The sequence below is a fragment of the Streptomyces sp. NBC_01296 genome (assembly GCF_035984415.1).
Classification (GTDB): domain Bacteria; phylum Actinomycetota; class Actinomycetes; order Streptomycetales; family Streptomycetaceae; genus Streptomyces.
Genome location: NZ_CP130720.1, coordinates 8769308 through 8794283, shown reverse-complemented (window position 1 = coordinate 8794283; position 24976 = coordinate 8769308). Strand labels below are relative to the sequence as shown.

20 protein-coding genes and 4 pseudogenes are annotated in these 24976 nt (G+C 68.5%); 13 read left to right on the top strand and 11 right to left on the bottom strand.

The window, feature by feature from the left end; genetic code table 11:
* Positions 1 to 106: 106 nt before the first annotated feature.
* A complete protein-coding gene (locus OG299_RS40185) occupies positions 107 to 844 on the top strand; it encodes a hypothetical protein (protein ID WP_327364399.1) in 738 nt (245 codons plus the stop codon).
* Positions 845 to 1224: 380 nt separating this feature from the next.
* Here the strand turns inward: OG299_RS40185 and OG299_RS40180 are convergent, their stop codons facing one another.
* From OG299_RS40180 to OG299_RS40170, 3 genes are all read right to left on the bottom strand, one after another.
* Entirely contained in the window at positions 1225 to 2070 is an 846-nt protein-coding gene (locus tag OG299_RS40180) for a serine/threonine-protein kinase (RefSeq protein ID WP_327364398.1), read from the bottom strand.
* Positions 2067 to 2408, bottom strand: coding sequence for a hypothetical protein (locus OG299_RS40175; RefSeq protein WP_327364397.1), 342 nt, complete (start codon positions 2406 to 2408; stop codon positions 2067 to 2069). The genes OG299_RS40180 and OG299_RS40175 overlap by 4 nt, the downstream gene beginning before the upstream one ends.
* 297 nt (positions 2409 to 2705) lie before the next feature.
* Entirely contained in the window at positions 2706 to 3023 is a 318-nt protein-coding gene (locus OG299_RS40170; protein WP_327364396.1) for a hypothetical protein, read from the bottom strand.
* A 296-nt stretch (positions 3024 to 3319) separates the two neighbouring features.
* Here OG299_RS40170 and OG299_RS40165 point away from each other — a divergent pair, with 296 nt between their 5' ends.
* The gene (locus OG299_RS40165) at positions 3320 to 3493 is read left to right on the top strand and encodes a hypothetical protein (RefSeq protein WP_327364395.1); all 174 of its coding nucleotides are present in this window, start codon (positions 3320 to 3322) and stop codon (positions 3491 to 3493) included.
* Between the two features lie 358 nt (positions 3494 to 3851).
* Here the strand turns inward: OG299_RS40165 and OG299_RS40160 are convergent, their stop codons facing one another.
* The 3 genes from OG299_RS40160 to OG299_RS40150 are packed head-to-tail and all read right to left on the bottom strand — an operon-like array spanning position 3852 to position 9372.
* Positions 3852 to 4445 (bottom strand): tetratricopeptide repeat protein, encoded by a 594-nt coding sequence (locus OG299_RS40160; protein ID WP_327364394.1) that lies wholly within the window; start codon positions 4443 to 4445, stop codon positions 3852 to 3854.
* Positions 4430 to 8965, bottom strand: coding sequence for a caspase, EACC1-associated type (locus OG299_RS40155; RefSeq protein WP_327364393.1), 4536 nt, complete (start codon positions 8963 to 8965; stop codon positions 4430 to 4432). Before OG299_RS40155 ends, OG299_RS40160 begins: the two co-directional genes overlap by 16 nt.
* Positions 8962 to 9372, bottom strand: coding sequence for an effector-associated constant component EACC1 (locus OG299_RS40150; protein WP_327364392.1), 411 nt, complete (start codon positions 9370 to 9372; stop codon positions 8962 to 8964). The genes OG299_RS40155 and OG299_RS40150 overlap by 4 nt, the downstream gene beginning before the upstream one ends.
* A gap of 263 nt (positions 9373 to 9635) precedes the next feature.
* Between OG299_RS40150 and OG299_RS40145 the strand changes: the two genes are divergently transcribed.
* The gene (locus tag OG299_RS40145; RefSeq protein WP_327364391.1) at positions 9636 to 9845 is read left to right on the top strand and encodes a hypothetical protein; all 210 of its coding nucleotides are present in this window, start codon (positions 9636 to 9638) and stop codon (positions 9843 to 9845) included.
* Positions 9846 to 10050: 205 nt separating this feature from the next.
* Here OG299_RS40145 and OG299_RS40140 read toward each other — a convergent pair whose 3' ends face one another.
* Positions 10051 to 11064 carry a hypothetical protein gene (locus OG299_RS40140; RefSeq protein WP_327364390.1) on the bottom strand — a complete coding sequence of 338 codons (1014 nt, stop codon included), beginning with the start codon at positions 11062 to 11064 and terminating at the stop codon, positions 10051 to 10053.
* Positions 11065 to 11434: 370 nt separating this feature from the next.
* Positions 11435 to 11656 (bottom strand): annotated as a pseudogene (locus tag OG299_RS40135) (transposase); the annotation flags it as partial.
* Positions 11657 to 12443: 787 nt separating this feature from the next.
* On the opposite strand from OG299_RS40135, the gene OG299_RS40130 reads away from it, so the two are divergent.
* Together OG299_RS40130 and OG299_RS40125 are read left to right on the top strand one after the other, a co-directional pair.
* Positions 12444 to 12842 (top strand): hypothetical protein, encoded by a 399-nt coding sequence (locus OG299_RS40130; RefSeq protein ID WP_327364389.1) that lies wholly within the window; start codon positions 12444 to 12446, stop codon positions 12840 to 12842.
* 236 nt (positions 12843 to 13078) lie between these two features.
* Entirely contained in the window at positions 13079 to 13261 is a 183-nt protein-coding gene (locus OG299_RS40125; RefSeq protein WP_327364388.1) for a hypothetical protein, read from the top strand.
* A 574-nt stretch (positions 13262 to 13835) separates the two neighbouring features.
* Here OG299_RS40125 and OG299_RS40120 read toward each other — a convergent pair.
* A complete protein-coding gene (locus OG299_RS40120; protein WP_327364387.1) occupies positions 13836 to 14564 on the bottom strand; it encodes an SCO6745 family protein in 729 nt (242 codons plus the stop codon).
* 79 nt (positions 14565 to 14643) lie between these two features.
* Here OG299_RS40120 and OG299_RS40115 point away from each other — a divergent pair, with 79 nt between their 5' ends.
* The 5 genes and pseudogenes from OG299_RS40115 to OG299_RS40095 all read left to right on the top strand — a co-directional run.
* Complete coding sequence (locus OG299_RS40115; RefSeq protein ID WP_327364386.1) at positions 14644 to 15567, top strand: LysR family transcriptional regulator; 924 nt, start codon at positions 14644 to 14646, stop codon at positions 15565 to 15567.
* Between the two features lie 217 nt (positions 15568 to 15784).
* Positions 15785 to 16165: pseudogene (locus tag OG299_RS40110) on the top strand (molybdopterin-dependent oxidoreductase); the annotation flags it as partial.
* Positions 16096 to 16623 carry a DM13 domain-containing protein gene (locus OG299_RS40105; RefSeq protein ID WP_442817566.1) on the top strand — a complete coding sequence of 176 codons (528 nt, stop codon included), beginning with the start codon at positions 16096 to 16098 and terminating at the stop codon, positions 16621 to 16623. The pseudogene OG299_RS40110 and the gene OG299_RS40105, both read left to right, overlap by 70 nt.
* A 354-nt stretch (positions 16624 to 16977) precedes the next feature.
* Positions 16978 to 17421, top strand: coding sequence for a hypothetical protein (locus OG299_RS40100; protein ID WP_327364385.1), 444 nt, complete (start codon positions 16978 to 16980; stop codon positions 17419 to 17421).
* Positions 17418 to 17549 (top strand): annotated as a pseudogene (locus OG299_RS40095) (helix-turn-helix domain-containing protein); the annotation flags it as partial. The gene OG299_RS40100 and the pseudogene OG299_RS40095, both read left to right, overlap by 4 nt.
* A gap of 202 nt (positions 17550 to 17751) precedes the next feature.
* Here OG299_RS40095 and OG299_RS40090 read toward each other — a convergent pair.
* On the bottom strand, positions 17752 to 18888 hold the full coding sequence (locus OG299_RS40090; protein ID WP_327364384.1) for a vWA domain-containing protein: 1137 nt from the start codon (positions 18886 to 18888) through the stop codon (positions 17752 to 17754).
* An 84-nt stretch (positions 18889 to 18972) separates the two neighbouring features.
* Between OG299_RS40090 and OG299_RS40085 the strand changes: the two genes are divergently transcribed.
* From OG299_RS40085 to OG299_RS40075, 3 genes and pseudogenes are all read left to right on the top strand, one after another.
* Positions 18973 to 20436: a VWA domain-containing protein gene (locus tag OG299_RS40085; protein WP_327364383.1), complete on the top strand. Its 1464-nt coding sequence runs from the start codon at positions 18973 to 18975 to the stop codon at positions 20434 to 20436.
* A gap of 92 nt (positions 20437 to 20528) precedes the next feature.
* Positions 20529 to 21185, top strand: a pseudogene (locus OG299_RS40080) (IS701 family transposase); the annotation flags it as partial.
* Between the two features lie 586 nt (positions 21186 to 21771).
* Positions 21772 to 23607, top strand: a complete 1836-nt coding sequence (locus tag OG299_RS40075) for a glycoside hydrolase family 15 protein (protein ID WP_327364381.1) — start codon at positions 21772 to 21774, stop codon at positions 23605 to 23607.
* 362 nt (positions 23608 to 23969) lie between these two features.
* Here the strand turns inward: OG299_RS40075 and OG299_RS40070 are convergent, their stop codons facing one another.
* Entirely contained in the window at positions 23970 to 24953 is a 984-nt protein-coding gene (locus OG299_RS40070) for a GlxA family transcriptional regulator (protein ID WP_327364380.1), read from the bottom strand.
* Positions 24954 to 24976 lie beyond the last annotated feature (23 nt).

Genomic DNA, 24976 nt, shown 5'->3' with positions numbered 1-24976 from the left:
GCCGGACGCGTTCGATTAGTGCCGGCGCGACCGGCCGTTGCGAGGCCCATCGGCATGTCAGGTCAGCCTGCCAGCTCATTCCCTGGTGTTCCGCAATGATTAGCTCATGGAGGATGGAAACGGTACAGACTCCCTGAATTCAGATGCGGGAGCGAGTAGTCATCAGCGCCGCACGAAGCCATGGGTCCGATGGCTTGAGATCAGCGCGGGTGTTGCCACAATCGCCGGGCTTGTCGTGGCTGTTCTCCAACTGGCGGGAGACCCACCCAAGGAGCCGGATCGCACAGAAGTTCACCTCCTCCGCCTCTTCCGGAGCGACGGATCGCTCCTTCCGCCATACCAAGAAGACGGTCACGGAGCAGCCAAGTGCCAGAACAGCCGCGTGAGCAGCGACCCCGACGCGCTGCGATGCTTCTCTAACGAGGCCATTAGGGATCCATGCTGGCCATTCGTCTACCCCGTGTCAGGACTCCCCCGCAGGGCAGCCTGCCTGGCGTCGCCATGGGAGAAGAAAGTTTGGATAGTTGACGATCCCACCATCGACCGCCAGCCCCGTCCGACTGACGTCTCTCCCGGCGAGGGATACCCATGGGCAATCGCTCTCAAGTATCCGTCCGGAGGATCCCAGAGCTTCCGCTGCGTCTACAACGGCGGAGCCGCCAACATCATCAGTGGAGAGCGCATGAACTACGACTGCAGGACTGCCGAGAACCCGGCAGTCGAGAGAATCGACGGATACGCCGTCGGGCAAATCAACGCTACGACAGACCTATGGAAGATCAGCTATGCCCCGGAAGGAAACAGCAGCACTACCCAGGCAGACGTAACGGAGGTATGGCGGTGAAGCGAGCGACCAGCACACGGACAGGCAGTCGGCCGGTACTTGCACCTGCCTGAGACGCCTGGGCACAGTACGAAAGGCCTAGGGCCCCCCTGTCGCCAGGCTCCTGCTCCAGGGCCTCCCGTCCACCATAGAGAGTGCCTCCCGAACCCATAGCCTGCGCCAGCATCGGTTCCATGACTGGCCTCAACCCCGCTCCGGCTCCTGCTTCACACCTCGTACGGCCCCAGAACCAGCCTTACCCCCACAAGGGGGCAGGACCTGGTGGAGGACTCCCTATGGCAGATCACGGCCCCGATGTCCCCCATGTCGGCCAGGAAGCCTCTCTCGGTCGTTTAGCTCGGCCGAGCGACGGGCTGAGGGCTACGAAGCAGCGACGTGCCTTACGGGGCCTGTAGCGTTTTGCCGAGTTCGCTGGCGGTGGGCCGGTTGGCTGGATCGTCCAGTAGTACGGGCAGCAGCACGTTCTGTAGGTCGGGCCAGGGCCGGTCGGCCGTGACGGGGACGCGGCCGGTGGCGATGTGCTGGCGCAGCTCGTGCGGGCTGCAGGTCTTCGGGCTGATCCCGGCGGCCTGGTAGTCCAGCGGCCACCTCCCAGTCGCGCAGGTCCAGATAGTCCCGGCGAGGGCGTACACATCGGCGGCCCGGGTGACGGCGACGGGCTTGTCCCCGGTGAGGATGGCGGCCGCGAGCTCGGGCGAGAGCAGGTGCGTCAGGCCACCGTTGAACTTGATGCCCTGGTCCCAGCCCGGCCGCCAGGCCCAGGCCAGATCGATGAGCTGGACCCCAGTGTCGGTGTGGATGCCGTGAGAGGGCTGGAGGTCGGCGTGCACCCAGCCCGATGCGTGGAGGCCGGCGACGGCCGCGCACAGGTCGGCGGCCGCGGCCACAGCCTGCTCCCGGTCGACGCCACCCGCCCGGACGGGGCCAAAGACCTCCCACGTGGAGGGGCCCTCGAGCCAGTCGGTCAGCAGCCAGGCCAAACCGTGGGTGACACCGCCACCCACGAAGTAATCGGTGTTCAGGGCGGCGAGAGCGGCGGCCTCGCGGGCGGTGATCTCGACGCCGTCGCCGCGGCCGACCTTCACAGCGGCGGCGCCCTTGTGGCCGGCGGCCTTCCAGACGGCAGAGCCGCGCCGGTCAGTGATCTCGGTGAGGACCAGGTCGCGGCCGCAGTGCTCGGTGGCGGCGGCCCGTGCAGGGGCTGGAATCGGGGAGGGAGTGCTCAAGGGATGCTCTCCTTCGAAGGCTTCGGCAGGCGGGCGGCCCAGGACCGCACCGTGGCCCAGTCGCGCTCAAGACCGTCGAAGACGTGGCGGCTGTCGTCCTGGGCCTCGCGGATGGTCTCGGCCAGCACAGGTGTGCTCTGCAGGAACTGCGGGTCACGCGGACGCACGGCGGGACGAATCGACAGGAACGTCACCGGGGGAAGGGGAACGGCGGCGCCGTAGCGGCTGGTGTCCTCCTCACCCTCCCAGAACTTGCCGAACATCGGCCCGATGGACCCGTAGAGGTTCTTCAGGGCCCAGTGCGGCCAGTCCAGGTGACAGCGTGAGGCCCCACGCACGACCAGGTTCTCGCACACCAGATAACCGCGCTGCCCTTTGGCCAGAATTCGAACCCGCTCCGTGCAGACGACCCGCCGCCGCGAACAGGGTGCCCTCGATATCGAACAGCCCGGCGCCCGGCGCAATGTCGTACGTCGTCCAGTACGTCAGCCCGTTGTTCACTGACGGGCCGAGGTAGGGGCAGTGCGCAGTGGTGGCCTCCACGTACCCGGCGAAGGCGGGAGTGGTGGTGCGGTTCTGGGAGAGGCGCAGAGCCCCCGCCCGCGCGAGCGGGGGCTCCGTGGGCGCGGTGCTGGTCACTGAGCGGTCTCGCCGGCGAACTCGGGACCGCAGTTCCACGACGCCTCGACGCGGCCGGTCTCCCGGTAGGCAGCGAAGGCCTCGCCGTCGAGGCGACCGAGCTCGTCGGTGAACCAGATCGCGGGCAGCGGCCCGTACGCCTCCTCGTACACGGCCGCCCACCCGATCCCGCCGGATCCGGACTCCGGGCTGTGTCCCACGACCGCTCCCGCGTGCTCGGTGGAGAACGCGTCGTAGGCGGGGGTATCGAGCTGGTCGTGCCAGTGGGCGTCGATGGCGCCGGAGAACATCCCGGCGGAGACCTCTTCTCGCATCCCGTGCGGTCCGATGCTGGGTCTGTTGCCATACCCGGAGCCAGGCGTGAGCCCGTCAGCGTGTGGCGATGAGCTGGACGCCGGCATCAGGGCGGTGCGCTGGGGTCCGGCCGCCGGCCCGGGTTCGCCAGTGGTACTGGAGGAGGATGGGCGACCGCACCCCCGGGGCCTGCTGTGCTCGGCGTCGAAGCTGATCGGGGTCCGAGGGCGGCATCCCAATGGCCCGGGAGAGTGCACTCTTCGCATGTACGTATGGCCAGGTGTAAACCACGGCTTCACCGGCCAAGAATTCCCCTATGCCTGATGATCCGGGACAACTTGTCGAGGCCATCACGATTGCGGTGCGAGAGGCAGGCGATCACCGGATCGATCTTCTTCTCAACCGGTTCAAAAATGTCGCGGACCTTACCGACTTGATGCGGCTGCGCCGCCGATTGCACGGCTCGGCCGTGCTGCGAAGCTATTCATGAGCAACTGACGTACGCGGTGATCGTGAGCGAGTCGCAGGGCGAGAGCAGTTCGGCGTCAGCCGGGCGAACGAACCGGGTTGCGGCAAAGCGAGTCCACATGGGCCACCTGACGCCAGGGTGCGGTGTGGTTGCTGAAGGGGTGGGCTGAGGGTCCCACCCCTTCATGGGGCACGCCGGCTGTGCCACGGTGACACTGTGGTGATCGCGATGGCGGGACTGCCTTGTACGGGGAAGTGCTCGATCACCGAAGCGTTGGGACGGAAGCCGGCCGCTCCAAAGGAGCGGCTCCCGTCATGAATTCCGGCATCGGCCGCCGGGGGGATTCGGCTGGCGGGGTGCACTCGTCTCCCGGAAAGGGCTATTTAGAGGAATCCGGCGGCTCGGGGTTGGCTGCGAGCCAAACGCGAATCGCCTTCGCCTCCTGGAACCGACCAAGACCATCAAGTATTTCTGCTTGCAAGCTCAACACCGCACGCAGAGGCGAAAGAATGAGATGCTGGGCAGGCCGCGCCGACATGAGCTTGCGGTAGATTTCCACTGCTTCATTTGTGGCTTGCAACGCACCGGAGATTTGCTGTCCCCAGAACAGCAAGGCTGCCCAGACGTACAAGGAGTGAGCGAGGTCGGGTTCGTGGGCAGCGGCGGGGTTGCCGGTGACCGGGTCCGCCAACCGCCGACGGATCTCCACCGCCTCCAGCTCCGCTTCCAGAGCCTCCCCCCACCGCCCCACCTCCGACAGCCGGATACCGAGGCTGGACAGCGAGGTGGCAAGGTCGGCTTCGCTGGCAGTCTGGTCGCGTTGGACTTGCGTGAGGTCGCTGGTGAGCCGTACCGCAAGGGTGGCGAGGACGTGGGAGGGATAGGGCAGTGCGGCTACCGGGTTCAGCAGGGCGTCAGGGTGGGGCGTGGTGGTGTCGAGGGCGGCGTTTTCCCCTGCTAGGACGGACGGCACGGCGGCTCGTACGGTTTGTCGGGCAAGTAGTGGTTCCATTCCTGCCGGGTGATGGGATCGCCGGCCGATTCGCAGATGTCGCCGATGACCCGTTCCGGGTTGGTGTCCCATAGCTCTACGCCTGCGGATGCCCTGACGATGGCGAGGAACTCGCCGTCCGGGGTGAACTGGAGCGCGTAGAAATCGGCGGCTCTCGATGAGCCTGGCAGGTAGGAGTTCCGTCTGGGATTCTGCGGATCGGTCAGATCCCAGATCTCGGGGCGGTCGTCGGCAAGCACGGCCTTCTTCGCGATCAAGGCGAGGTGGGTTCCGTCGGGGCTGAAGGCGATCGGGCTACCGTAGATGCTCACGGAGGCGCGGGAGAGCTCCTCGGTGAGCCGGTGCTCCTCGACGCGCCACAGCCTCAGTGTGCCGCCGCTGTCGTAGACGGCGAGCAGCTTCCCGTCCGGCCGGAACGCGATGTTTACCGAGCTGATTGCGGCCTCGACCGGGCGCGCCCACTGCTTCTCGGGATGTGCGGGGTCGGTGAGGTCCCAGCTCTCCAACTCGTCCGCGGGCTGGGGCCGGGTGCCGTGCGGGTCGGCGAAGGGGCTATCGGTGAGGAGGAGTGACTCGCCGTCCGGGGAGAAGTCGAGCATCGTGGTCGCCGCATCGATCCGGGCGATTTGCCGCGGACGCTCGGGGTTCGCGATGTCGTAGATCCGTACGACCGGTGTCTTGTGGTTGCCGTCTCTCCAGCCGTTCATGTCGGACACGGCCAGGACGGGCTCGGTGGGGCTGAAGGCGATCGCCGCCACACCGTTGTCCAACTCGTCGATGGTGGCCAGCGGTGCGGATTTCGAGGGCGCCGAGGTGCTGCGCAGTCGCAGGCCGACGCTCTTCTGCTTCTTGCCGTCCTTGTCGGCCTCACCGCCCTCGTACACCTCGACGTCGGCGAGGAGGCGTCCGTCCGGGCTGAGGGCGATGTCCGCTCCGGTGAACATGTCGGGGGAGCGGGTCGTGGTGAGGAGTGTGGCCGCGTCCGGCATCTCCGTCGCGTCCCACAGGTAGTTCACGCCCACTCCTTGAAGGGCGATCAGTGGCTTCTTACCCGCCATCCGGTAGTCGACCTGGCCTCCGGTTCCGGGCGTCGCCGGAAGGAATGCCTCGGCACCCGGCTGGGCTGAGTTGTTGAGGTAGAAGACGTGCACGCCGTGGTCGGTGGCCTGCAACAGTCTGCGGGGGTTGGCGGGGTCGAACAGAACCATCCCCACCTCGTCGGAGCCTCCCCCGCTGCTGCCCGACGCCCCGGACAGAATCGCGCCGGGAAGGAGGTCCTTCTGGTAGATCGACACCTGCCAGGTGCCGGCGCAGACCCCGACGACGTACTCGCGGATCGGGCTGAACGCGATGGAATTCAGGCCCTCGTAGCAGGGGCTGGATATGTCGCTCGTCGAGTCGTCCTTCTTCTTTTCCACCCTTCGGGGCGTGTCGGGCGCATCCAGCTGCCACAGCCCGAGCTCGTCCCCGTTCTTCACGGCGACCGGAGCCGCGAGCATCTGTCCGTCGGGGTTGAAGGCCACCCGGTGCAGCGGCCTGGGGTTCACGAGAATGCTGCGGTCGTACTTCGCCCCCTCGATCACGGCGACGCGCTCGGGGCGTCCGGAGTCGGCCGCCCTCCAGAGCTGGATCCGGCCGTCCGTGCTCATGCTGGCGAGCAGATCACGCTTGGGGGACACGGCCAGGGAGTCGATCCGCGCGGAATGGCCGCTGAGGGTGGGAAGGGGCTTCGGCGCCGCCCGGTCGCCGATGTCCCAGACGCGGATCTCACCGGTCGTCAGGCCCCCGTACAGGGTCTTGCCGTCCGTACTCAGGGCGAGCGCGTGGACGGTGTCGTCCAGCTGCGGCGCGGCGGTCTGCTTTGGCTGGTCGGGATCCGATATGTCCCACAGCCGCACCGACGCCGTTTTCGGCCGACGCTCGTCGTAGGTGACCGCAGCGAGTGTCCGACCGTCCCGGCTGATCGTGACCGGGCCGATCACGCCTGCTTCGACCCGTGCGGAGCCGCCCGGGTAGCGCAGCTCGATCGCGTTACCGACGGAGATCGCGAGGATGTGGCCGTCACCGCTGTAGGCGAGGTCCTGGGCCGGCTCCTCTGCGTCTATCACACCAGGAGTGCGCCGACTGTTGAGCAGCGCGCCGCGCCCCGCGTCCTTGTTCGTCCGGTACGAGACCAGGCTCAGCTGCTTTGCCAGACCGGGCTGCTGGTCGCGGAGTTCCTCGGCCTCGGCGGCGAGGTACCGGGCCAGGTCGCGTTCGCCCGCCCGCTCGGCCCGCTGCTGGAAGATCACGGAACCGATCAGCCCGGATGTGGCGAGCATGACCAGGGCCATGAGGAACGCCACGGCGATCCGGGCCCGGCGCACACCTCGGCGCTCCTGCCGCCAAGAGGCGTCCACGAACTCGGCGAGCACGGACTCGGGCTCGACCGCGCTCGCCGGTGACGACGCGGCGCGTTCCCGTACGGCGGCCAGCCTGCTCCCCCGGTACAGCAACGAGGACTCCCGCCCGGCCCGCTCCCATGCCCGGGCGTCGGCGGCGAGTTGCTGGCGGGCGCGCAGCCAGTCCCGGTCCGCGTCGACCCACTCCGTCAGCTGGGGCCAGGCGCGCAGCAGTGCTTCATGGCTGATGCGGGCGGAGTCGTGGTCGAGGGTGAGCAGGCGGGCCCTGGTGAACCGGTCGATGGCCTGCTGTGCGGCCGGCAGGTCGGGCAGGCCGTGCAGGAGCGCAGAGCGGTCCACGGGCTGGGCCGTGTCGGCGGAGTCCTCTCCTACGCGTACCAGCCGGGGCAGCATGAGACGTACGGCTTCCCGGCCCTGCCGGTCGAGTCCGTCGTACGTGTCGTCGGCGGTGGTCTTGATCGCCTCCGCAATGCCGCCGGCGGCACGGTATTGGGCGACGGTGAGCCGTGATCCGGCGCGGCGCAGCCAGGTCGCCCACAGGACATGGGACAGCAGTGGCAGCGCCCCCGCGGCCGGTTGCCGGTCGGTCGTTGCGCCGAACTCGTGCAGGATCACGTCGGCGAGGCCCTCGTCGAGGACCAGCCCTGCGGCGGCGGCCGGTCCGTCGACGGCGGCGTGGAGTTCGTCGGGGGTCATCGGCTCGACCAACAGCTGGTTGTCGCGCAGAGCGGCGAGCAGTTCGGGGTGCGCGGCCGCCTGGCCGTAGAAGTCCGCCCGGAGCGCGAGCACCACCAGCGCCCGCGGCCGGTCCCCTCCCGAGAGCCGGGCCAGGGCAGTCACCGACCGTAGGAACGCGGTGCGCTCCGAGGTGTCCGGGCACAGCGTGAACAGTTCCTCCAGCTGGTCGACGAGGACGATCAGCCGCTGCTCCGGCCGGTCGGTCAGCAGCCGTTCGGCCAGCTCGGCCGCGTGGTCGGGGTCCTCCCACATCCGATCGACAGCCTCGGGGCCGGTGTCGAACTGCGCTGCCAGGCGCCGGAGCGGGCTCCTGCCGGGGGTGAGCCGCAGGGGGAGCCAGGAGGCGGTGCCGAGCAATCCTCGCTCGTGCAGGCCGGCCGTGAGACCGGCGTTGAGTAGGGAGGTCTTTCCTGAACCGGACGGGCCCACCAGAACCAGCGGGCCCGGCTCATCCGCCCCGGCCACCTCCGTCAGTGCGGCGAACACCCGCTCCGTCATGCCGTCGCGCCCGAAGTACACGTCGGCGTCGTCCACCCCGAAGGCGTCCAGGCCCAGATACGGGCAGCGGCCGGGCGCGGGCTCCAAGTCCTCTGGAGGCCCCGGCTGCGCAGGCACTGCCGGGTTCGGTGCGATGACGAGCTGTCCCGAGCGGTCCCCTGCCTGGCGCCGGGGCAGCGGCCCCTGTCGGTCACTCATCGCCCGGAAAACCCCGTCGAACACGGCGTCCAGGGTCAGCTGCTGGAGCCCGCGCGGGTCGCCGTGCGTCAGCAGCTCGATGAGCGCGCCGGTGAACGCGGTGTGTGCGGCGCCAGGAGGCGCGAGGGCCAGCTGTTCCGCGGACCCCATGAGGTACATGCCGTGCGCGGGCGTCATCGTGAACGCGGGCAGGGACGGGCTGCCGTTCAAAGAAGCCCGTCCGGAGAAGCAGCAGTCGAGTACGACGACTACGGACGACGCCCGGCTCGCCTCCAGTGCCTGCCGCAGGGAGGAGAACGACAGCGCCTGGTGCTCGGCCATCCCGGGGGTGAGGCGGTCGGTGCCGGTGGCTGCCAGGTACAGCTCTCCGTCCGGGCCGAGCAGACCGTGCCCGATGAAGTAGACCAGCAGCACGGTGTCCGCTCGCTGCGCCTCCTCGGTGACGGCCCGCGCCATGGTCCGCGCGTCGGCCGGGTCGAGTAGCGTGCGCAGGCGGTCGGGCCGCACTCCGCAGCGTTCGATCAAGGCCGTGCGCAGATCCTGGCAGGAGGTGGCGACCGCGGGTACCGATGTCAGCAGGGGGCCTTCGTGCGTGGCGGTCGCGATCAGCAGGACCCGTACTCCCGCGCCGGACAGGTCCGTCACGGCAGCTCACGACGCTCGGGCTCGGGCTCGCCCGCGCCCTCTTGTTGTCGACTCAACAGGTTAGTGACTTCGGCCACTTGCTGCTGCAGAGCATTGGCGTCGAGACCGGATACTCGCTTCGCGGCCAGCTCCAGCGAACTGCGGTCCGGGAGCGTCACCCTGATGTGCACATCTCCACGGCGGGTGCGCAGCCAGGCGATGAGACCGGTGGCGAACGCGCTCACCGCACCAGCCGGGCCGAGTGCGACCGACAGCGCGTCAAGCACCGGCCCCAGCGTGCCGGTCTCCGGTGGCCGCTCCACCCCTTCGACCCGCCCCCGTAACTCCTGAGAATCAGCTAACCAGTCCCGAAGCGAACGGAGTTGGTTCTCCCCGTCTGGGCCTTCCGCGCCTACCGCAACGTCCATAGTTCCCCCGTCTTCACCGCATGAGATGCACGGCTGTCATTGCGATCCCTGAGGTTAGCGATGCTCGCCGCCGGAATCTGCCCAGTCAAAGGCTCATTCAAGACTTTCGTAGCTCGTGATCTCCCGGGTGGGGTGTGACATCGGGGCCGGGCGCTGGATGCTGGGGAATGTCCGATATGTGATTACCCGTGGGCCGCGATAGCGGTCACATCCAGGTTGGACGCGATGTAGACGCGGAATCCGCGGCGAAGTCCGAAGGCGGCGTGGACAGCACGTACGCCACGACCGGCTGGAGCCGCGCCGAAGTTCCCATGCTCCTCGGGTCCCCGGACACCAACGGAGACGGCATCCCCGACGTCTGGTCCGTGGACACACTCGGCAACCAGTGGCTCTTCTGGGGCGGAGCCTCCGCCCTCGGAGCAGCAGCCGGGCGCGACGAGGACGGCTGGAACAGCTTCCTCACCATCGGCTAACACCAAGCCCAACAGCAGTGCCCATGACGGCGCCCGGCCAAGACCTCCTGGCCGGGCGCCGTCGAGCTGCCCTGGGCCTGGTCCGGGAAGAGATGGGCCCGATCGGGGCGGCCGGGCAAGGGTGGGGTGAGGGCTGCGGTACTCATACCGACGATGCTCGCAGCAGCGACAGGATGACAGATGACAGGTGGCCCGCCGCATGGGATCAGCGGCGCAGGAGCAGGGCTCCCCACATCGCCCGCGTGCGATGGGAGCGGTAGGAGAGCCTCGGAAACGCCTGGTATCGCCAGGGAAGTCCGTGCGTGTAACCGTCTACATGACGGAACTGGGCCACGGATTCCTTGTAGCGGCCCTGGCGGAGCAGGAAGTACGCGAGCGTGTGGCGAGCCGACGGCAGTTCCGGGTGGCTCTCGGCCGCGGCGGCGTCCTCCAGCGCGGCGTCGACCAGAGCGATGAGATGCCGGCTGCGGAAGGCGTCCGAGGTCAGGCGTTCCTCCGCGAAGACCTCGTGCTCCTCGTACCACGTGTTCAGCGGCAGGAGCTTGAGCAGGCTGCCCAGCGGAGCGTCCTGCGCGGCCCGAGCGGCGAACTCCTTAGCCTGGGTGTGGGATCCGCGCCACTTCTTGGACATGAACTGCAGGGTGCCGAAGTGAGCCGAGTAGATGTGGGGGGCCCGCTCGGTCACCTGACCCCACAGCGAGCGCGTCGTGTCCATGGGATATCCGAGTCCGAGTGCCACCCAGATTTCCTTGGCGAGCGGAGTGGGGTCCTCGGGGTTCATCGCCGCGACACGCGCGAGGTCTTCCCGGGCGCCGAGCAGTTCGCGGTGGAAACCCTCGAACTGTTCACTGGATGTCGCACTCGCGCGCTGTCCGCCGCGCGTCTTCCACGCGTGCTCGACACGGGCGCACGCGCTGACCAGTGCAGCATCAGAGTCCTCGGGGCGAGCTGCAGTCCACGTGCGCAGCCACGCGTCACCGTCATGTGCAGCCGAGTGGGACAGATGCTGTGCGTAGTACGCGCGGCGATCCCAGTCCCTGCCGGCATCGGCCAGGAGCTGCGCCGCCGACTTCCACTCGCCCTCCCCGGCAGCTTTCAGAGTGCGCTGCAGCACGAGGTCGGGTCCCGGCAGCCGAGTATTCAACAGCCGCAGAGGCAGCAGACCGTAGCGGAGCCAGCCGAGGGCTGCGAGCGAGCCTATGGAAATGAGTATGAGCACGTTGTTCCTGCCGCCTTGCCTGTTTGCGTTGCCGCCTCGATGAGCGCAGCGGAGTATGCACCGCTGATGAAGGCAGTGGCAACAGTGATCAACAAGGCCGGGCCTTGCTGTGGTCAGGGCGCCGAGCCGAACTCACCCAGGGCGGCACCGGCGGCGGTATGCGCGTCTGGCCGGGGCGCGGCGCAGGTGGTGAAAACGTCGCCGAGGTGCCCCTGCCGGCCGGCGGGGGCACCTCGTGCGGTCAGGTGCTGTCCAGAGCGCCTGGGACACCTGCCCTCGTCCGCACACTCCTGTCGGCACGGCGTGATCTTCAGCGTAGCGCGCAGGCCGCCCGCCAACGGGCTCAATACGGGAATCGTCGCGACTACCAGCGGTTCACGCGCGAGGAGTACGCCTTATCTCCCCGAACTCGCAGGGGTTTGCGTCTGGGGCACCCACCGCCCGGTTTGGGCACGCGGATGGCTTCGAGGACCGGTTCGAACTGCGGGCTGTCCCCTCGCTGACCTGCGGTGACCAGCAGTGACAACGGCTTCTGGCCCTGTTCGCACGCCAGATGGATCTTCGTGGTGAACCGGCCCCGGGACCTGCCCAGCCCGTGATCGTCGGGCTCGTGGCCGAACCCGCCGGGCGGTTCCTTCTGCCCGGCGCCGTTCCGGCGTGCCAAGAACACCCGGTCACCGCCGGGGGCGACTGGGCGGAGGCCGGCGAGCGGAGAGCGGCGGCCAGCCGTGACGGTGCGCATGGCCCGCCAGTCAACGGAAGGGCGGACCACCTCCAGGAGAGCGATCTCCTGGGCGTCGTAGAGGGGGACCGTGGTCACCCCGCCCTGCCGCTTGTAGTCGACGTCCACGGAGCCGACCGGGGCCAACCACCCGAGCCTGACCACCTGGTCGAAGTCGGTGCGGCGCACACCGAGCCGGCGCGCGGCCTGGTCCGGGCCGAGGGGGACGTGCCGGTCGAGGAGGGCGGGCAGGTCCCGGCGGCGGGCGAGCGCGGCCACCTGATCCGGGTGGACGTCGGGGAACTGCGTGTCCCTGCCGAGACGGACCAGGAGACCGGCCCTCACGAGGTGGCCGACCGCCGAGGCGGTCACCCTCGGCCGGAGGATCGGGAGCGGCACCCCAAGGGCCTCCGTCAGCCGGTCCGCCGAAAGCAGGTCAGTGCGTTGGCCCGCCGCAAGCACGAGGCCGCTGGGCGCGGCTCCACAGAAGTTGAGCCAGAACCCGAGTTCCGACGGCAGAGGTTCACGACTTCGGGAGGCATCCCGTCCAGGTTGTGGTCGATGTTCACGAGAACGGGAGGTACCTCGTCATCGCCCCCGCCGGCCGGATGGAGGCTGGGCCGCGCACCGACTTCAGCCCACCCCATAGGCTGGTCTGATGTTCGATCGTTTGGAGATCAGGGTGTTGCCGCCGGGACCCCGGTTCGCTGCCCAGTTGCGCTTCTGGGTCAATGGTGAGGACGTGGTCGAAGGGGCGGTCTATGAGGGCGGCCGTGGGCCGTTCGCGGCTGACGTGCTGCCTGCCGGTCAGCCCGGCCTCCTGCGGGCGACCAGCGAGGCACGGCGCCTGGAACTGGGCGAACCCGAGTGCACCGGCGGTTGCTGCGGATTCCTGTGCGTCGTCGTGCAGCGATTCGGGGACATCGTGCAGTGGTCGGACTGGGAGGTTCCGCACACCCCCGCGCCCCCGCCGCCGGAGTTCCACTTTGACGCTAGCCAGTACGACGCCGAAGTGGCGCGGGCTGAGGCAGACCGTTCGTGGCAGGTCCACACGTAGCCCAGCACGGCGCGACCCTGCCCGGCTCACCATCGCCGAGTCCTTGGTCAGAGAGAACGCCCCCAGGCCCGGGTGCTGTCGAAACTCGGGCTCTGGCTCAACTTCTGTGGTGCCGGGTCAGGTGCCGATGCGCTCGACTCTGCGCAACGCGCTGAGCTGCCGGTTCCCCCGCTCGCATGCCGGGCCGTGCCAGGCAACCTCGCCGCACCACAGAGGTTGAGCCAGAGCCCGTTCTCGTGAACAGAGCCACCCTGCTCGATGACGTGACCGAGCCGCGCCTGAAACTGATCAGCGAAGACGAGGCGCGGGCGCTGATGGTGCTCCTCGGACTGCTCGATGACAGCGAGCAAGGCGAGGACATCCGCCGGGCCGCGGGCGAGATGCGGTTCCGGATCGGCTCCCGCCTCGCCCGCCCCTGACAGGGCGCAGGCTCGTACCCGCTGATCTGCACGGGTCGAAGATCTCGGGCCGGATCCCCGGGGGAGAGCCGCATGCCGGAACACGCTGTGGGCGGCAAGGTGTTCGTAAAGGAGACCGGCGTCGCCCGAGAGCAACCCGCTGGCCGGCACCCTGCGCGAAAGCCGGTCGAACACGGGCCGGGCGGTGCCGCAGGGTGGGGTTCATCGACGCGGGGTGGAGCAGCTCGGTAGCTCGCTGGGCTCAGAGGCCGTTAAGTCCGTTTCTGGTAGCGGCCTCGTCCGGGTTGGGTGAGGAAGCCTTGGCGGGTGAGGCGACCGAGGCGGCTGCGGGTGATGTTGACGGACGCCTCGCCGGTGGGCATGCCGAGGAGTTCGTGCAGCTCGCGAGCTCGAAATACCTGGTCGGGGTGTTGGTTGCACGCGTTCACCATGTCCTGGTGGGCGGCGTTCGCGCCGAAGCCGGCACCCCACCCTTGGCCACATCCCGAAGACCAGTGGAACTGCCCACACGACCTACTCGGCCCGGCTGGCCAAGTGCGCGCTCAGGTCGCTGATAGCGATGCCGACCCGCTCGTCAGGGGGCGGTCAGCGCCTCCACGAGCTGAGCGAACTCGGTGCGCTGCCGGATAGTCAGACGGGCGTAGAGCGGCATCTGCATCTCGTCGGTGATCCGCTCGGCACGTTGCCGTCGGGGGATCTGGGCTGCGTCGACGGGCTGCGGGTCCTGCCAGCCGTAGCGGGCTGCCTGCTCGACTCCGAGGTTGATGACCATGGCGGCTTGGGCGCTCAGCCCACACATGCGCACCGCCGCCAGATGGCAGGCGCCCCTGTGTTCGCGTAGTACGTGTATGCGCTGCATGGCTGCGCCGGCCGGGTCGTCGTCAGGGCACGGTTGCGCGCGCCAGCCGGCGAACAGGGGCAGTGCGTCGGCGTCGGCAGCATCAATCAGCTGTTGTGCCAGGTGGTTGAACTGCTCCACGTCGGCGTCGGCGGGGATGTGCGCGCGCCCCCACGCGCGGACAGCCCGCGCGTAGCAGGCGGCGGCCTCTTGCGCCGGCATCACGGGCTGTCCCGCCAGCCAGCCTGTCGTCACGAGCCGGGTGCCGAGGAAGCCTTGTACCGCTTGGACCACCGTGACCGGTGCCTCGCCGAGCACTCCGAAGCGTCCGCGGCAGTAGAAGCCGCGGCCTGGAGCGAACCCGGCACGCAGACCGATCTCGGCGGTCGCCTCGTCAGACATGAACTCGTCACCGAAGTCGTGGATGGGGCGGGCCACAGCGGCAATGCACTGAGAAATTTCCATGTCCTGAAGGTCGCCGACCACAACTCAGTAGGTCAAGAGGTGTTTTTCTGATGGAATCTTTTAGCTATCCTATCGAGTCATGCTCGATGTCCGCCGCCTGTACATGCTCAAGACCGTCGCCGCCCGGGGCTCCATCACCGCGGCCGCCCACTCCCTGGCGCTGACCGCCGGTGCCGTGTCCCAGCAATTGGCCGCGCTGAGAAGCGACGTGGGAGTCGACCTGCTGCGCCCCGACGGGCGAACCGTCGCGCTGACGGAGGCCGGCCGTGTCCTCCTCGAACACGCCGACCGGATCCTCGCAGCCATGGAGGAGGCCGAAAGCGCCATCGCGGCAGTCAAGGGCGCGGTCGGCGCCACCGCCACGCTCGCCGCGCTGCCGTCCACCGTCACCAGGATCGTGGCCCCCGCTCTCACCGCACTCGGCTCATGCCACCCGCAGCTCGCAGTGACCTGCCTCATCACCGACCTGGCACAGCTACGCGAACTCGCACTGGGCACCGTCGATGTGGTGCTGGGACAGCACTATCATCACCTGCCGGACGCGACACCCCGGGGCATCAACGTCTCACCCCTGCTCGACGATCCGCTGCTCGTCGTCACCGCAGCCGACCATGGCGACGGCAGGCCCGTCATGTTGCAGGAACTGGCCGCGCACGACCTCGCCGTACCACCGCCGACCACGGACTGCGGACAAGCCATCCTGCAAGGCTGCCACCGGGCGGGCTTCACACCCAGACCCCGCTACGTCACCGCCGACATCGCCGCCCAGCTCACCCTCGCTCGAGCCGGCCTCGCCACCGCGCTCGTCCCCCACACGGCCATCGACCCGACCACACCAGGAATCCGTACGGCCCCCATCGCGGACCACCCGATCCAACGCCTCCTCTTCGCCGCGACCCGCCACACAGAGAACGCGAACCCGACAACCACCGCCGTCATCTCAGCACTGCGCACAGCCGCCCAGGAAGGGCAAACCGCCTGCCTACCGCCAGCCCAGGAGTGACCCACCACTTCCCACGAGCACGAGTGCCACCAGACGGGCGCTGCCAAGGAACCTGGCGAGCGGGACCGGTCCGAGGGCAGGCCGCCGACACCGCAGCCCGCTGATGAGCCCGAGGTCCACGCACAGACCGCGGCAGGAACAACAAGCCCGCGCAACCCAGTTCCGACGACGCCGGACCACGCCGCTCGAGCGGCTGCCCGCCGCTTGGGCCGCTGCCATGGCCGCGGGGCCGCCGCCGGGGCCGACGCGTCCGGGTTTCTGGCGCAGCCCGCTCAGGGGACCGTGGCTGACCTCGGTGTTCGGCCTGATCCTGCTCTTCGGCGTCACGATCCTTTTCGTGACTGGCCTGTTGTCGTACGCGGCGTACAACCCGGATCTCGCCCCGGTCAACGACCAGACGCTCGACAAGGGGTGGCTGGGCTTCCATCTCTTCTCGTGGCCGACTTCGCCCACTTGGCCCTACCGGCTCACTCAAGGCGTACACGTCACGCTCGGGGTGGTGCTGGTGCCCGCGCTGCTGGCGAAGCTGTGGTCAGTGATCCCGAAGCTGTTCGAGTGGCCACCGAACGACGTCCTGCAGAACATCTTCCGCAGGGTCGGCGGCGGCCCGGTCCCGATGGCGCGGGCGGCGGCGATGATGAACGCCGCGATCTACGACGCGGAGTCCTCGTACCAGCTGAAGTGGAAGGGCAAGATCACCTCGGAGCCGTCCTCGCGCAGGGCACCCTCATCAGTCACGAGCACGCCACCACGGGCACGGCGAAACTGATCCGCCTCCCCGACGGCTCGCACACCCTCCGCCTGGAGCACCTCGACACCAGCAACGGCCCGGACCTCCGCGTCTCGCTCACCGATGCCCCGGGGAAGGAGCGCCCCGCCGGCTGGACCGTCTTCGACGACGGCAAGTACGTGAGCCTGGGCAAGCTCAAGGGCAACAAGAGCGACCAGAACCACGAGATCCCGGCCGACGTCAACCTCGCCGACTTCAGCAGCGTCACCGTCTGGTGCGACCGCTTCGGCGTCTCCTTCGGTGCGGCGGCCCTGACCTCGGTGTGACATCGCCACCGACCGGGCCCCGGCGGCTCCGCGCCCGACGCAGAGTCCGACATGAACCCGTCATGTGTCGACCCTCTATCGTGGGTGCACTCCCCAGAGAGGCACCGATGAACGGCAACCCCACCTGTCACAGGCTTCGCACCCGGGTCCTTTCCTGGGCCGACACGAACGTCTCCGATTTCCGCATCGGCGTTTCCCTGGACCCGATCAAGCGCTGCATGCGGTCCGGCAACTCAATGGACTTACGTCGCGGGCGATTGCCCAACCAGCCTGCGGAGGAACCAGGAGCACTCGTAGTGTGTCCACTCTTGGTAAAGGTGCGCGTACAGGGGGCGACAAGTGGATCCAGTTTCGGTGGCGCTGTTGGCGGCGTTGGCAGGTGGTTTCGGTGGTGAGGCAGGCCGACAGGCCTGGACGAGGCTAAGCGCTCTGGTACGGCGCCCCTTCCAGCGTTCTCAAGACGACTCCCCCAGCAGTCCGGCGTCGCTGCCGAGTTCAGGAGAGGCGGAGCTGGTCCGGCTGGAGGAGGCGCCGGCCGACCCGGCTCGGGCGCAGGCGCTGAGTACAGCGCTGGCGGTACGCGCCGTCGTCGACGATGACTTCGCCACGCGGCTCCAGGACTGGCACGAGCAGGCGAAGCGGGTGCGTACCGGTGACGGCGAGGTGAACAGCACGATCAGCGGCGGTTCGTTCTCGGGACCGGTGCTGATGGGCAGGGACTTCTCCGAGATCACCTTTCCCAGCCCGCCCCCCACCGCGCCTGGCAACGGCACAGCCCCTCCGCCCACGCAGGGCTGATCGACCATGTCCGCTCCGGCCGCCCGGTCGCGCATGTCGCGGCCGAGATGGGCATCTCCCGGCCCACGGCCCACAAGTGGATCCGGCGCTGGCGCTCCGAAGGTGAAAGCGGGCTAGGGCGGCGCTCGTGCCTCTATTCAGCGGTCTGCCAATGCCTCCAGCACCGGCGACACCACCTTTGCCATCTCATCGACTGGGGCAAGTAATACCGAAGGCCGGAAGCCTCCTTGCGAGGCCATGAAGAAGGTAACGGGGCCCGGCCGGCGAACCGGCCCATCATGCCATCGGCCGGTCCTGCGGTGGCCTGACCACGAAGACCTGCTGGGGGGATCATTGGTCCCCCTGGCCGTCCTCGTCGGTTTTCGGTGCTGCCGGGAGATGGAACGAGACCTGACCGATGGTGCCGCTTTGGACCACGGGGCCGGAGAAGGTGCCGTCGCTGATGGCGTTCTCGGTCGGACCGCCCCTGGTGGGGGCCAGCCGCTCCGGTGATGTGAGGGAAGTCGCGGGGGCCTGGGGAGCGGTCTGGATCGCGTTGACCGGGCCGTGGATCGTGATTTGCGTCGTCGAATGCTGTGGCACACCGGTCCCGAGCGGTGTGGGCGTGGCGACCTCAGTGGGGCGCAGGCGGCTGAGGGCGAGGTCGAGGAAGGTGGAGAGGTCTTCGGAGTTGGTGACGGCGGCGAAAAGCCTGCTGCCGGGTTCGGTCTGCCAGCGGTGCTCGTGCAGATGATCCGCGTAGGGCGAGTACTCCTCCAGCACCGAGGCGCAGGCGAACATCAGGCGGGCCGCGGGAGGCCAGTCGGGCTGGATGGTGCCGTGCAGTCGCCGCCGGGTGCCCACCGGAGTGGAGGTCAGCAGGCAGCACGCAACCAACACACCGGTGTCCTTCAGTTCCTGCGCAGTCGCGGCGATGTCGTCGGGGGTGCCGGGGCCGGTGGGCTCGCCGTCGGAGAAGACGAACAGGATTGGCTGGTCAGCGACGGACTTCATTTCCCGCGCCACCCGCAGTCGCTCCTGCGCGGTCTGAAATGCCTCCAGCATGGGGGTGGCGCCGAACATGTGTCGCCCCAGAGAGGTGATGTGCGCCTGGTGGGACCGCCAGTCGCTTGCCAGCCGGTCGATGCCGATCAACGGTTCGGATGCCTTCGGCAGGGCAAGCAGGTCCTGCACCGCCGACCCCTTCCACCCTGTCAGGTACGACCGCGGGTTCCCGAAGCCGAATCCGAAGGCGAACAGGCTGATGCGTGAAGCGATCGCCGTCCCAGCCTCCGTCGTACAGTACGCGGCGGCCCGTTCGATCAGCTGGTCGATCGACGACCTTACGCTCTCGATGCGTTGTTGACCCGGCCCCGCGCCCGGTCCCACGATGAGAGTACGCATGGAAGCCGAGACATCGATCAACAGCCCCAGAATCAAGGGGTGCTCGACCGATGGCTCAGTCGTCGATCGCCGTGACTCGTTCATGGCCTCCCCTTGTGGGTTGGGACTGAGCCGATTCGCACAGAGCGCCGTCAGGGTGGGCGCCGCAACAGGATGCAAAGGAAGTCTATGACAGCCGCAACACCCGAGAAGCTTCCACTGTCCGGTTTACTCGGGCTCGCTTTCGACGTGTCCGCATCCATGAGAGAGAGCATCGAAAACAACGATGCGCAGCAGACGACGGGGGTCAGCGCTCTGCAGGACCTCGTCGCGCGCCTCCGAACGCGCGGACTCACGGCCCTCGACGCCGCCTACCCGTCCGGCATGTCGACGTCCACGGACGTGTTCGCGTACGCATTCGGATTGCGAGTGCCAGACGATGGCAGCGGAGCTGCATTGGTGCGCAGTGTCATTGATGTCTTCAAGGCGATCTTCGCGTTCGGTGGCGGCAATGCGTCGCCCGAAACGTTCCCCGTCGTCTGCGACCTGCTATCCGTACTCGCCACCGTACAGGGCTGCGACGACGAGGCACCGGCTGCAGCAGCTACCGCCGATTCCGATCAGTCAGCCTCCTTCCCTTCTCCGGAGTCTGCGGCGCCGGCGCTGGCCCGCGAACCCGAGGCCACCGACTGGGACAACGAGCTGGCACAGATCGCGAACCGGCAAGGCCGAGGTGGCTGGGAGTTACTGGCCCGCGAACTCCTCCCCGAGCCTGAGCAGATCAAGAGACTCGTCCTACGCCTCCGTGCCGAGCCCTGGCTCGCAGAGGAACTCGCACAACTGGTGCCGCGCGCATCGCAGGGGGAGATCAACTTAGCCGTCCAGAGCGTGCGCGACAGCCGGCAGGGCAAGCACCTTGGCACCGCCTATGTCGAGCATCCCCTGGTCACCGCGCGCATGGCGCACTCCAACAGGGGCGAGTTGATGAGCGTCCGATCCAACCTGCGACAGGCACGCACCCTCTTGGAACGTCTCGCGACCCCGCCTGACCCGGACGTATCCCCGGCCCAGACCCTCCAGGAGATACGGCGCACTGTGGCGGCCACTGTGCTCGAGGCCGCCGACGCGATCGACACCACCCTGCCCGTGGAGGAGGTGCTTACCCGGCTGCGCCGACTCGACGCCTCGAACCATCGAGGCGTTGGCATCGAGGAATTCGTGTACGGCAGCACCCCCATGCGTCAGGCCATGGAGCGCATCGCTAGCCGGTTCGAGGCCGAACTCGCCAACCGACCGGCGAAAGCGCCCGCCACCTTCGTGCTCGTCAGCGACGGGCAGTCCACCGATGGCAACCCTTCCCAGGCCCTGGCCAGCATCTCAGCCCAGGGCGTGACGATCATCGCCTGCCATCTGACCGACCAGGACCTAACCCACCCGCGCACCCTGCACTCGGCACCGGGAGCAGACTGGACGCACGGCGCCACCGTCATGTTCAACGCGGCCTCCCCCCTTTCCCTCGACCAGCCCTTCGCCGCCCGCCTGTGCGCCGCTGGCTGGCACATCGAAGAAGGAGCCCGCTGGTTCATCCAGATCAACCACTCGACGGTGATCTCTGACTTCTTGGAGACCCTGCTCAGTATCTCCGAGCACTGACACGGCAGCTGTAGTTCTGGTGTCTGTGCTGGTCAGCTGCCTGCAGGGGCCGGATGAGGGTACGGGTACGGTCACCGTGATCATGAATGTTTGTGACGACGTTTCAAGAAGCGGTGGCCGTGGAGGTCACGGTAGCCCAGACCGTCTGGGACCGGGTGTTCGGGGCGGCGACGGACATGATCGAGGACTGCTTCGCGCGGCCTGAGACACGCGCGACAGCAGCGGCGATGATCAGCGGGCTGCTGAGGGAGGTGGACACCCGGAACTGCTGGACGCTGGCCCAGGCTCTGGGACATCCCGGTCCGCACCGGCTGCAGCACCTGCTGTCGAGGGCGAGGTTCGACCACGATCGGGCCAGGGAGGAGGTCGCCCGCCTTGTCGTGCGTGAACTCGCAGGTCAGGACGTGGTGCTGGTCGCGGACGAGACCGGTGATGCCAAGTCCTCCACCGGCTGCGTGGGAGCTGGCCGTCAGTACTCCGGCGCGCTCAAGGGTGTCGGCCTGTGCCAGGTCGCCGTCCACCTCGCCGCCGTCACCGAGACAGCGAGGGTGGTGATCGACCGGACCCTGTATCTCCCGAGGGACTGGGCCGGAGGCGAGGAACGCCGCGAAGCGGCCGGTGTCCCGGAGGAGATCATGTTCGCGACCAAGCCGCAGCAGACCGCGGCCATGGTTGCCCACGCGCTTGAGCTGGGAGTGCGGGCACGCTGGTTCGCCGGGGACGAGGTCTACTCCGGCCGCGAACCTCGCGCCCAACATCCTTCTCATCCCCGGAACCCGCACGCGCGCTCACCTGGCCGAGAACCTCGACGCCGCCGGAGTCCAGCTTGATGAGGCTTCCAGAGCGGAGTTGACCAGGCGATTTCCGGCGAAGCGCTAACTCGCCGGAATGTTCGACGACCACGACTTCACCCCAAGGGAACACCCATGACCAGCAGTGTCGCCGACCTCATCCGTCGCAACCTTCTCGACGTCTTCGACGAACGCGATCCGGACCGGGCACCGCACCGGTGCGTTCCTGACGGTGGACCCGGATGGCGGCGATCGCGATGAGCAGGGCGATCACGGCCGGTCTTCGCTGCGAGCAATAACCCGAAGGGGACCGCGCCGGGCAGGTTGGTGACCCATGGGGTGTCGGACGCGGCGCCGGAGGGCGTGACGGCGAACGTCGAGGTTGCTGCCGTGCACGCCGAGAGGTGCCGGCGGGCTGCCTGAAACCAGCCGACCGCCGAGTCCTGTCCGCACGGCTCCTCCAGACCCATTCCTCGGGTAGCGGGCTAGCATGAAATGCGGAGGTTCTTCTCCAGGCCCGCGCCGCAGCGGCAGGGAGGCCGACATGGCGTTCGACACGACTGGTTTCGAGCAGGCCGACCGCAGCCGCTACATACCAATCTCCGAACACGGCCTGATCGGCGATCTCCGAACGACCGCCCTGGTCGGCACGAACGGCACCATCGACTGGTACTGCTGCCCGCGCTTCGATGCACCCAGCGTGTTCGGGTCCATCCTCGACGCCGATCGGGGCGGCTCGTTCGAGCTGGCCGCCGAGGTCCCGACCCGCACCCGGCAGTTCTACTTCCCCGACACGAACGTCCTGATCACACGATTCTTCGCCGCAGACGGCGTGGCCGAGATACAGGATTTCATGCCCGTGGTCGACGACTCGCGGGAGGCGGCCCGACACCGGCTGATCCGGCGGGTGATCTGCGTCCGCGGAACCCTCCCCTTCAGGGCGCGGATCGCCCCGCGTTTCGGCTACGGCGCCGAAGCGCACACCACGCACCTCGAAGGCCACACGGCGGTGTTCCGCTCCCCCTCACTGACGCTCGCGCTGACCGCCACCGCACCCCTGGAGAGCGACGGCCTGGACGTGTGGTCGCACTTCAAGCTCCTCGAGGGCGAGTCCAACGTGTTCGCCCTCGACCAGATCGGCGACGACGTGGCCCCTCGGTCGTGTCCGCGTGCCGAGGCGCAGGAGCAGGCCGATGCGACCGTCCGGTTCTGGCGTCACTGGCTGTCCGGTTCGCGCTACCACGGGCGGTGGCGGGAAACGGTGAACCGATCCGCTCTGGTGCTCAAGCTGCTCACCTACGCGCCGACCGGTGCGATCGTCGCCGCACCGACCACCAGCCTGCCCGAGCAGATCGGCGGCGAGCGCAACTGGGACTACCGCTACGTCTGGGTCCGCGACGCCGCCTTCTGCGTCTACGCCATGCTGCGCCTCGGGTTCACCTCGGAGGCCGAGGCGTTCATGGGGTTCCTCGGCGAGCGCGGCATCATGTCCGGCACCGGTGCGACCGGCCCGCTGCAGATCATGTACGGCATCGACGGGCGCAGCGAGCTGCCCGAGTACGAGCTGCCGCACCTGGAGGGCTACCTCGGATCCGCACCGGTCCGGGTGGGCAACGCCGCCACCGGCCAACTCCAGCTGGACATCTACGGAGCCCTGATCGACTCGATCTACCTCTACGACAAGTGGGGACAGCCGATCAGCAGTGACCGCTGGGACGAGGTCGGTGCCGTGGTGGACTGGCTGTGCGAGCACTGGGACCAGCCCGACGAGGGAATCTGGGAGACCAGGGCCGGCCGGCGGAACTACGTGTACTCACGGCTGATGTGCTGGGTGGCACTGGAGCGGGCGATACGCATGGCAAACCGCCGCGGCCTGCCGGCGGACCTGCCCCGCTGGCGGGAGTCCCGGGACGCGATCTACCGGCAGATCATGCAGCGAGGCTGGTCGGCCCAGCGGGCCGCGTTCGTCCAGGCCCTGGACGACGACGTCCTGGACGCCTCGCTGCTGATGATGCCGATGGCCAAGTTCATCTCGCCCACCGACCCCAAGTGGCTCTCCACCCTGGACGCCCTCACCACGGACCTGGTATCCGACTCCCTGGTCTACCGCTACGACCCGACCGCCAGCCCCGACGGCCTGCACGGCCCCGAGGGCACCTTCTCGATCTGCTCCTTCTGGTACGTCGAGGCACTGGCCCGCGCAGGCCGGCTGGAGGAGGCCCGGCTCGCCTTCGAGAAGATGCTCACCTACGCCAACCACCTCGGTCTGTTCGCAGAGGAGATCGGCCCGACCGGAGAACAACTCGGCAACTTCCCCCAGGCCTTCACCCACCTCTCCCTGATCAGCGCCGCCTTCAACCTCGACCGCGCACTCGGCTGACCCGGCACCGCCGCCCGGACGCAGTGCCCGACGCGCTACGACGGGTCGACGGCTGGATGCGGCGCTACCGTAGGCGGTCACAACGGTGGGCGGACCTCGGTGACGAAGGTTTAGAGCTCGACGACGACCCCCAAGGCCCGCCCGCCGCCCCGGCTCGCCGAGGGCTCAGGTGGGTATCGCCGAAGCCGCTGGGCGGCCACGACGTCCGACTGCCGGGCGTGACGTCGACCCGCGGGGCGGACGGGCGACCCGTCGCGCACTGGGACGTCATGCTCCCGCGGTAAGCGGATCCACGGGCCGCCGGTGTGCGTGGTGCGGAGAGGTGCGTTCGCGACCGGTGGCGGCCTACCAGGAGCAGAGGGTCAACGGCTTTTCACAGCCGCAGAGTTGAATATCTCGCGGTAGGTGCGCGGCGGTACTCCGACGTGTGCCTTGAACAGGGTCCGGAAGTTGGCCGGGGTGCCCAGGCCGCAGTGTCGTGCGATGGCTTCGACTGTGAGGTCGCCGGTTTCGAGGAGTTCGCGTGCGCGGGCGAGCCGGGCGTCGAGCAGCCATCGCATGGGGGGCTGGCCGGTGTCGGTGTGGAAGCGGCGGATCAGGGTTCGGCGGGACATGCCGGCCTGGTGCGCCAGCTGATCGACGGTGAGTGGCTGGTGCAGGTTGCGCAGGGCCCAGTCGTACAGCGCGGGGCTGTCGGACGGCTCGGCTCGCACCGGCAGGTCGATGAACGGGGCCTGGCCGCCGGTGCGGTGCGGGGCGGCCACCAGCAGGCGGGCCTGCTGGTTCGCCAGGCGGGGGCCGTGGTCGCGGCGGATGAGGTGGAGGCAGAGGTCCAGGCCGGAGGATACGCCGCCTGAAGTGAGCACCTGGCCCTCGTCGATGTACAGGTCCTCGGGCACGACCGTCACCTGGGGGTACCGTCTGGCCAGCGCCTGCGCGTACAGCCAGTGCGTGGTGGCGCGGCGGCCGTCGAGCAGTCCGGCGGCGGCGAGGGCGAACGCGCCGGTGCAGATGGACGCCATGCGGGTGCCGCGGGCTGCCGCTCCCGCCAGTGCGGCGGTCACCTCGGCGCCGGGCACGTCCGGCTCCAGCCCGTCGGGCTCCAGGTAGCCCGGGACGATCACGGTGTCTGCGGTTTCCAGGGCGTCCAGACCGTGGGCGACGGACAGCGCAGGCCCTCCGTGCATCGGGACGGGGCCGGGCCGTTCGGTGCAGACCGTGAGCGTGTACGGGCCGTCCCGCCAGCTCCCGAAGACCTGCCAGGGGATCCCGATATCCAGCGCGAGGACGTTTTCGAGGGCCACCACGACCACGTGGTGTGTCCCGCCTGATGCCCGACCCGTCATGGCATGATTCTATCGCTATATGG

Excerpts from the sequence above, each read along its gene's own strand:
- OG299_RS40185 (WP_327364399.1), top strand. The coding sequence starts at position 107 with ATGGAGGATGGAAACGGTACAGACTCCCTGAATTCAGATGCGGGAGCG.
- OG299_RS40170 (WP_327364396.1), bottom strand. The coding sequence starts at position 3,023 with ATGCGAGAAGAGGTCTCCGCCGGGATGTTCTCCGGCGCCATCGACGCC.
- OG299_RS40165 (WP_327364395.1), top strand. The coding sequence starts at position 3,320 with ATGCCTGATGATCCGGGACAACTTGTCGAGGCCATCACGATTGCGGTG.
- OG299_RS40150 (WP_327364392.1), bottom strand. The coding sequence starts at position 9,372 with ATGGACGTTGCGGTAGGCGCGGAAGGCCCAGACGGGGAGAACCAACTC.
- OG299_RS40130 (WP_327364389.1), top strand. The coding sequence starts at position 12,444 with ATGTTCGATCGTTTGGAGATCAGGGTGTTGCCGCCGGGACCCCGGTTC.
- OG299_RS40120 (WP_327364387.1), bottom strand. The coding sequence starts at position 14,564 with ATGGAAATTTCTCAGTGCATTGCCGCTGTGGCCCGCCCCATCCACGAC.
- OG299_RS40115 (WP_327364386.1), top strand. The coding sequence starts at position 14,644 with ATGCTCGATGTCCGCCGCCTGTACATGCTCAAGACCGTCGCCGCCCGG.
- OG299_RS40090 (WP_327364384.1), bottom strand. The coding sequence starts at position 18,888 with ATGAACGAGTCACGGCGATCGACGACTGAGCCATCGGTCGAGCACCCC.
- OG299_RS40085 (WP_327364383.1), top strand. The coding sequence starts at position 18,973 with ATGACAGCCGCAACACCCGAGAAGCTTCCACTGTCCGGTTTACTCGGG.
- OG299_RS40075 (WP_327364381.1), top strand. The coding sequence starts at position 21,772 with ATGGCGTTCGACACGACTGGTTTCGAGCAGGCCGACCGCAGCCGCTAC.
- OG299_RS40070 (WP_327364380.1), bottom strand. The coding sequence starts at position 24,953 with ATGACGGGTCGGGCATCAGGCGGGACACACCACGTGGTCGTGGTGGCC.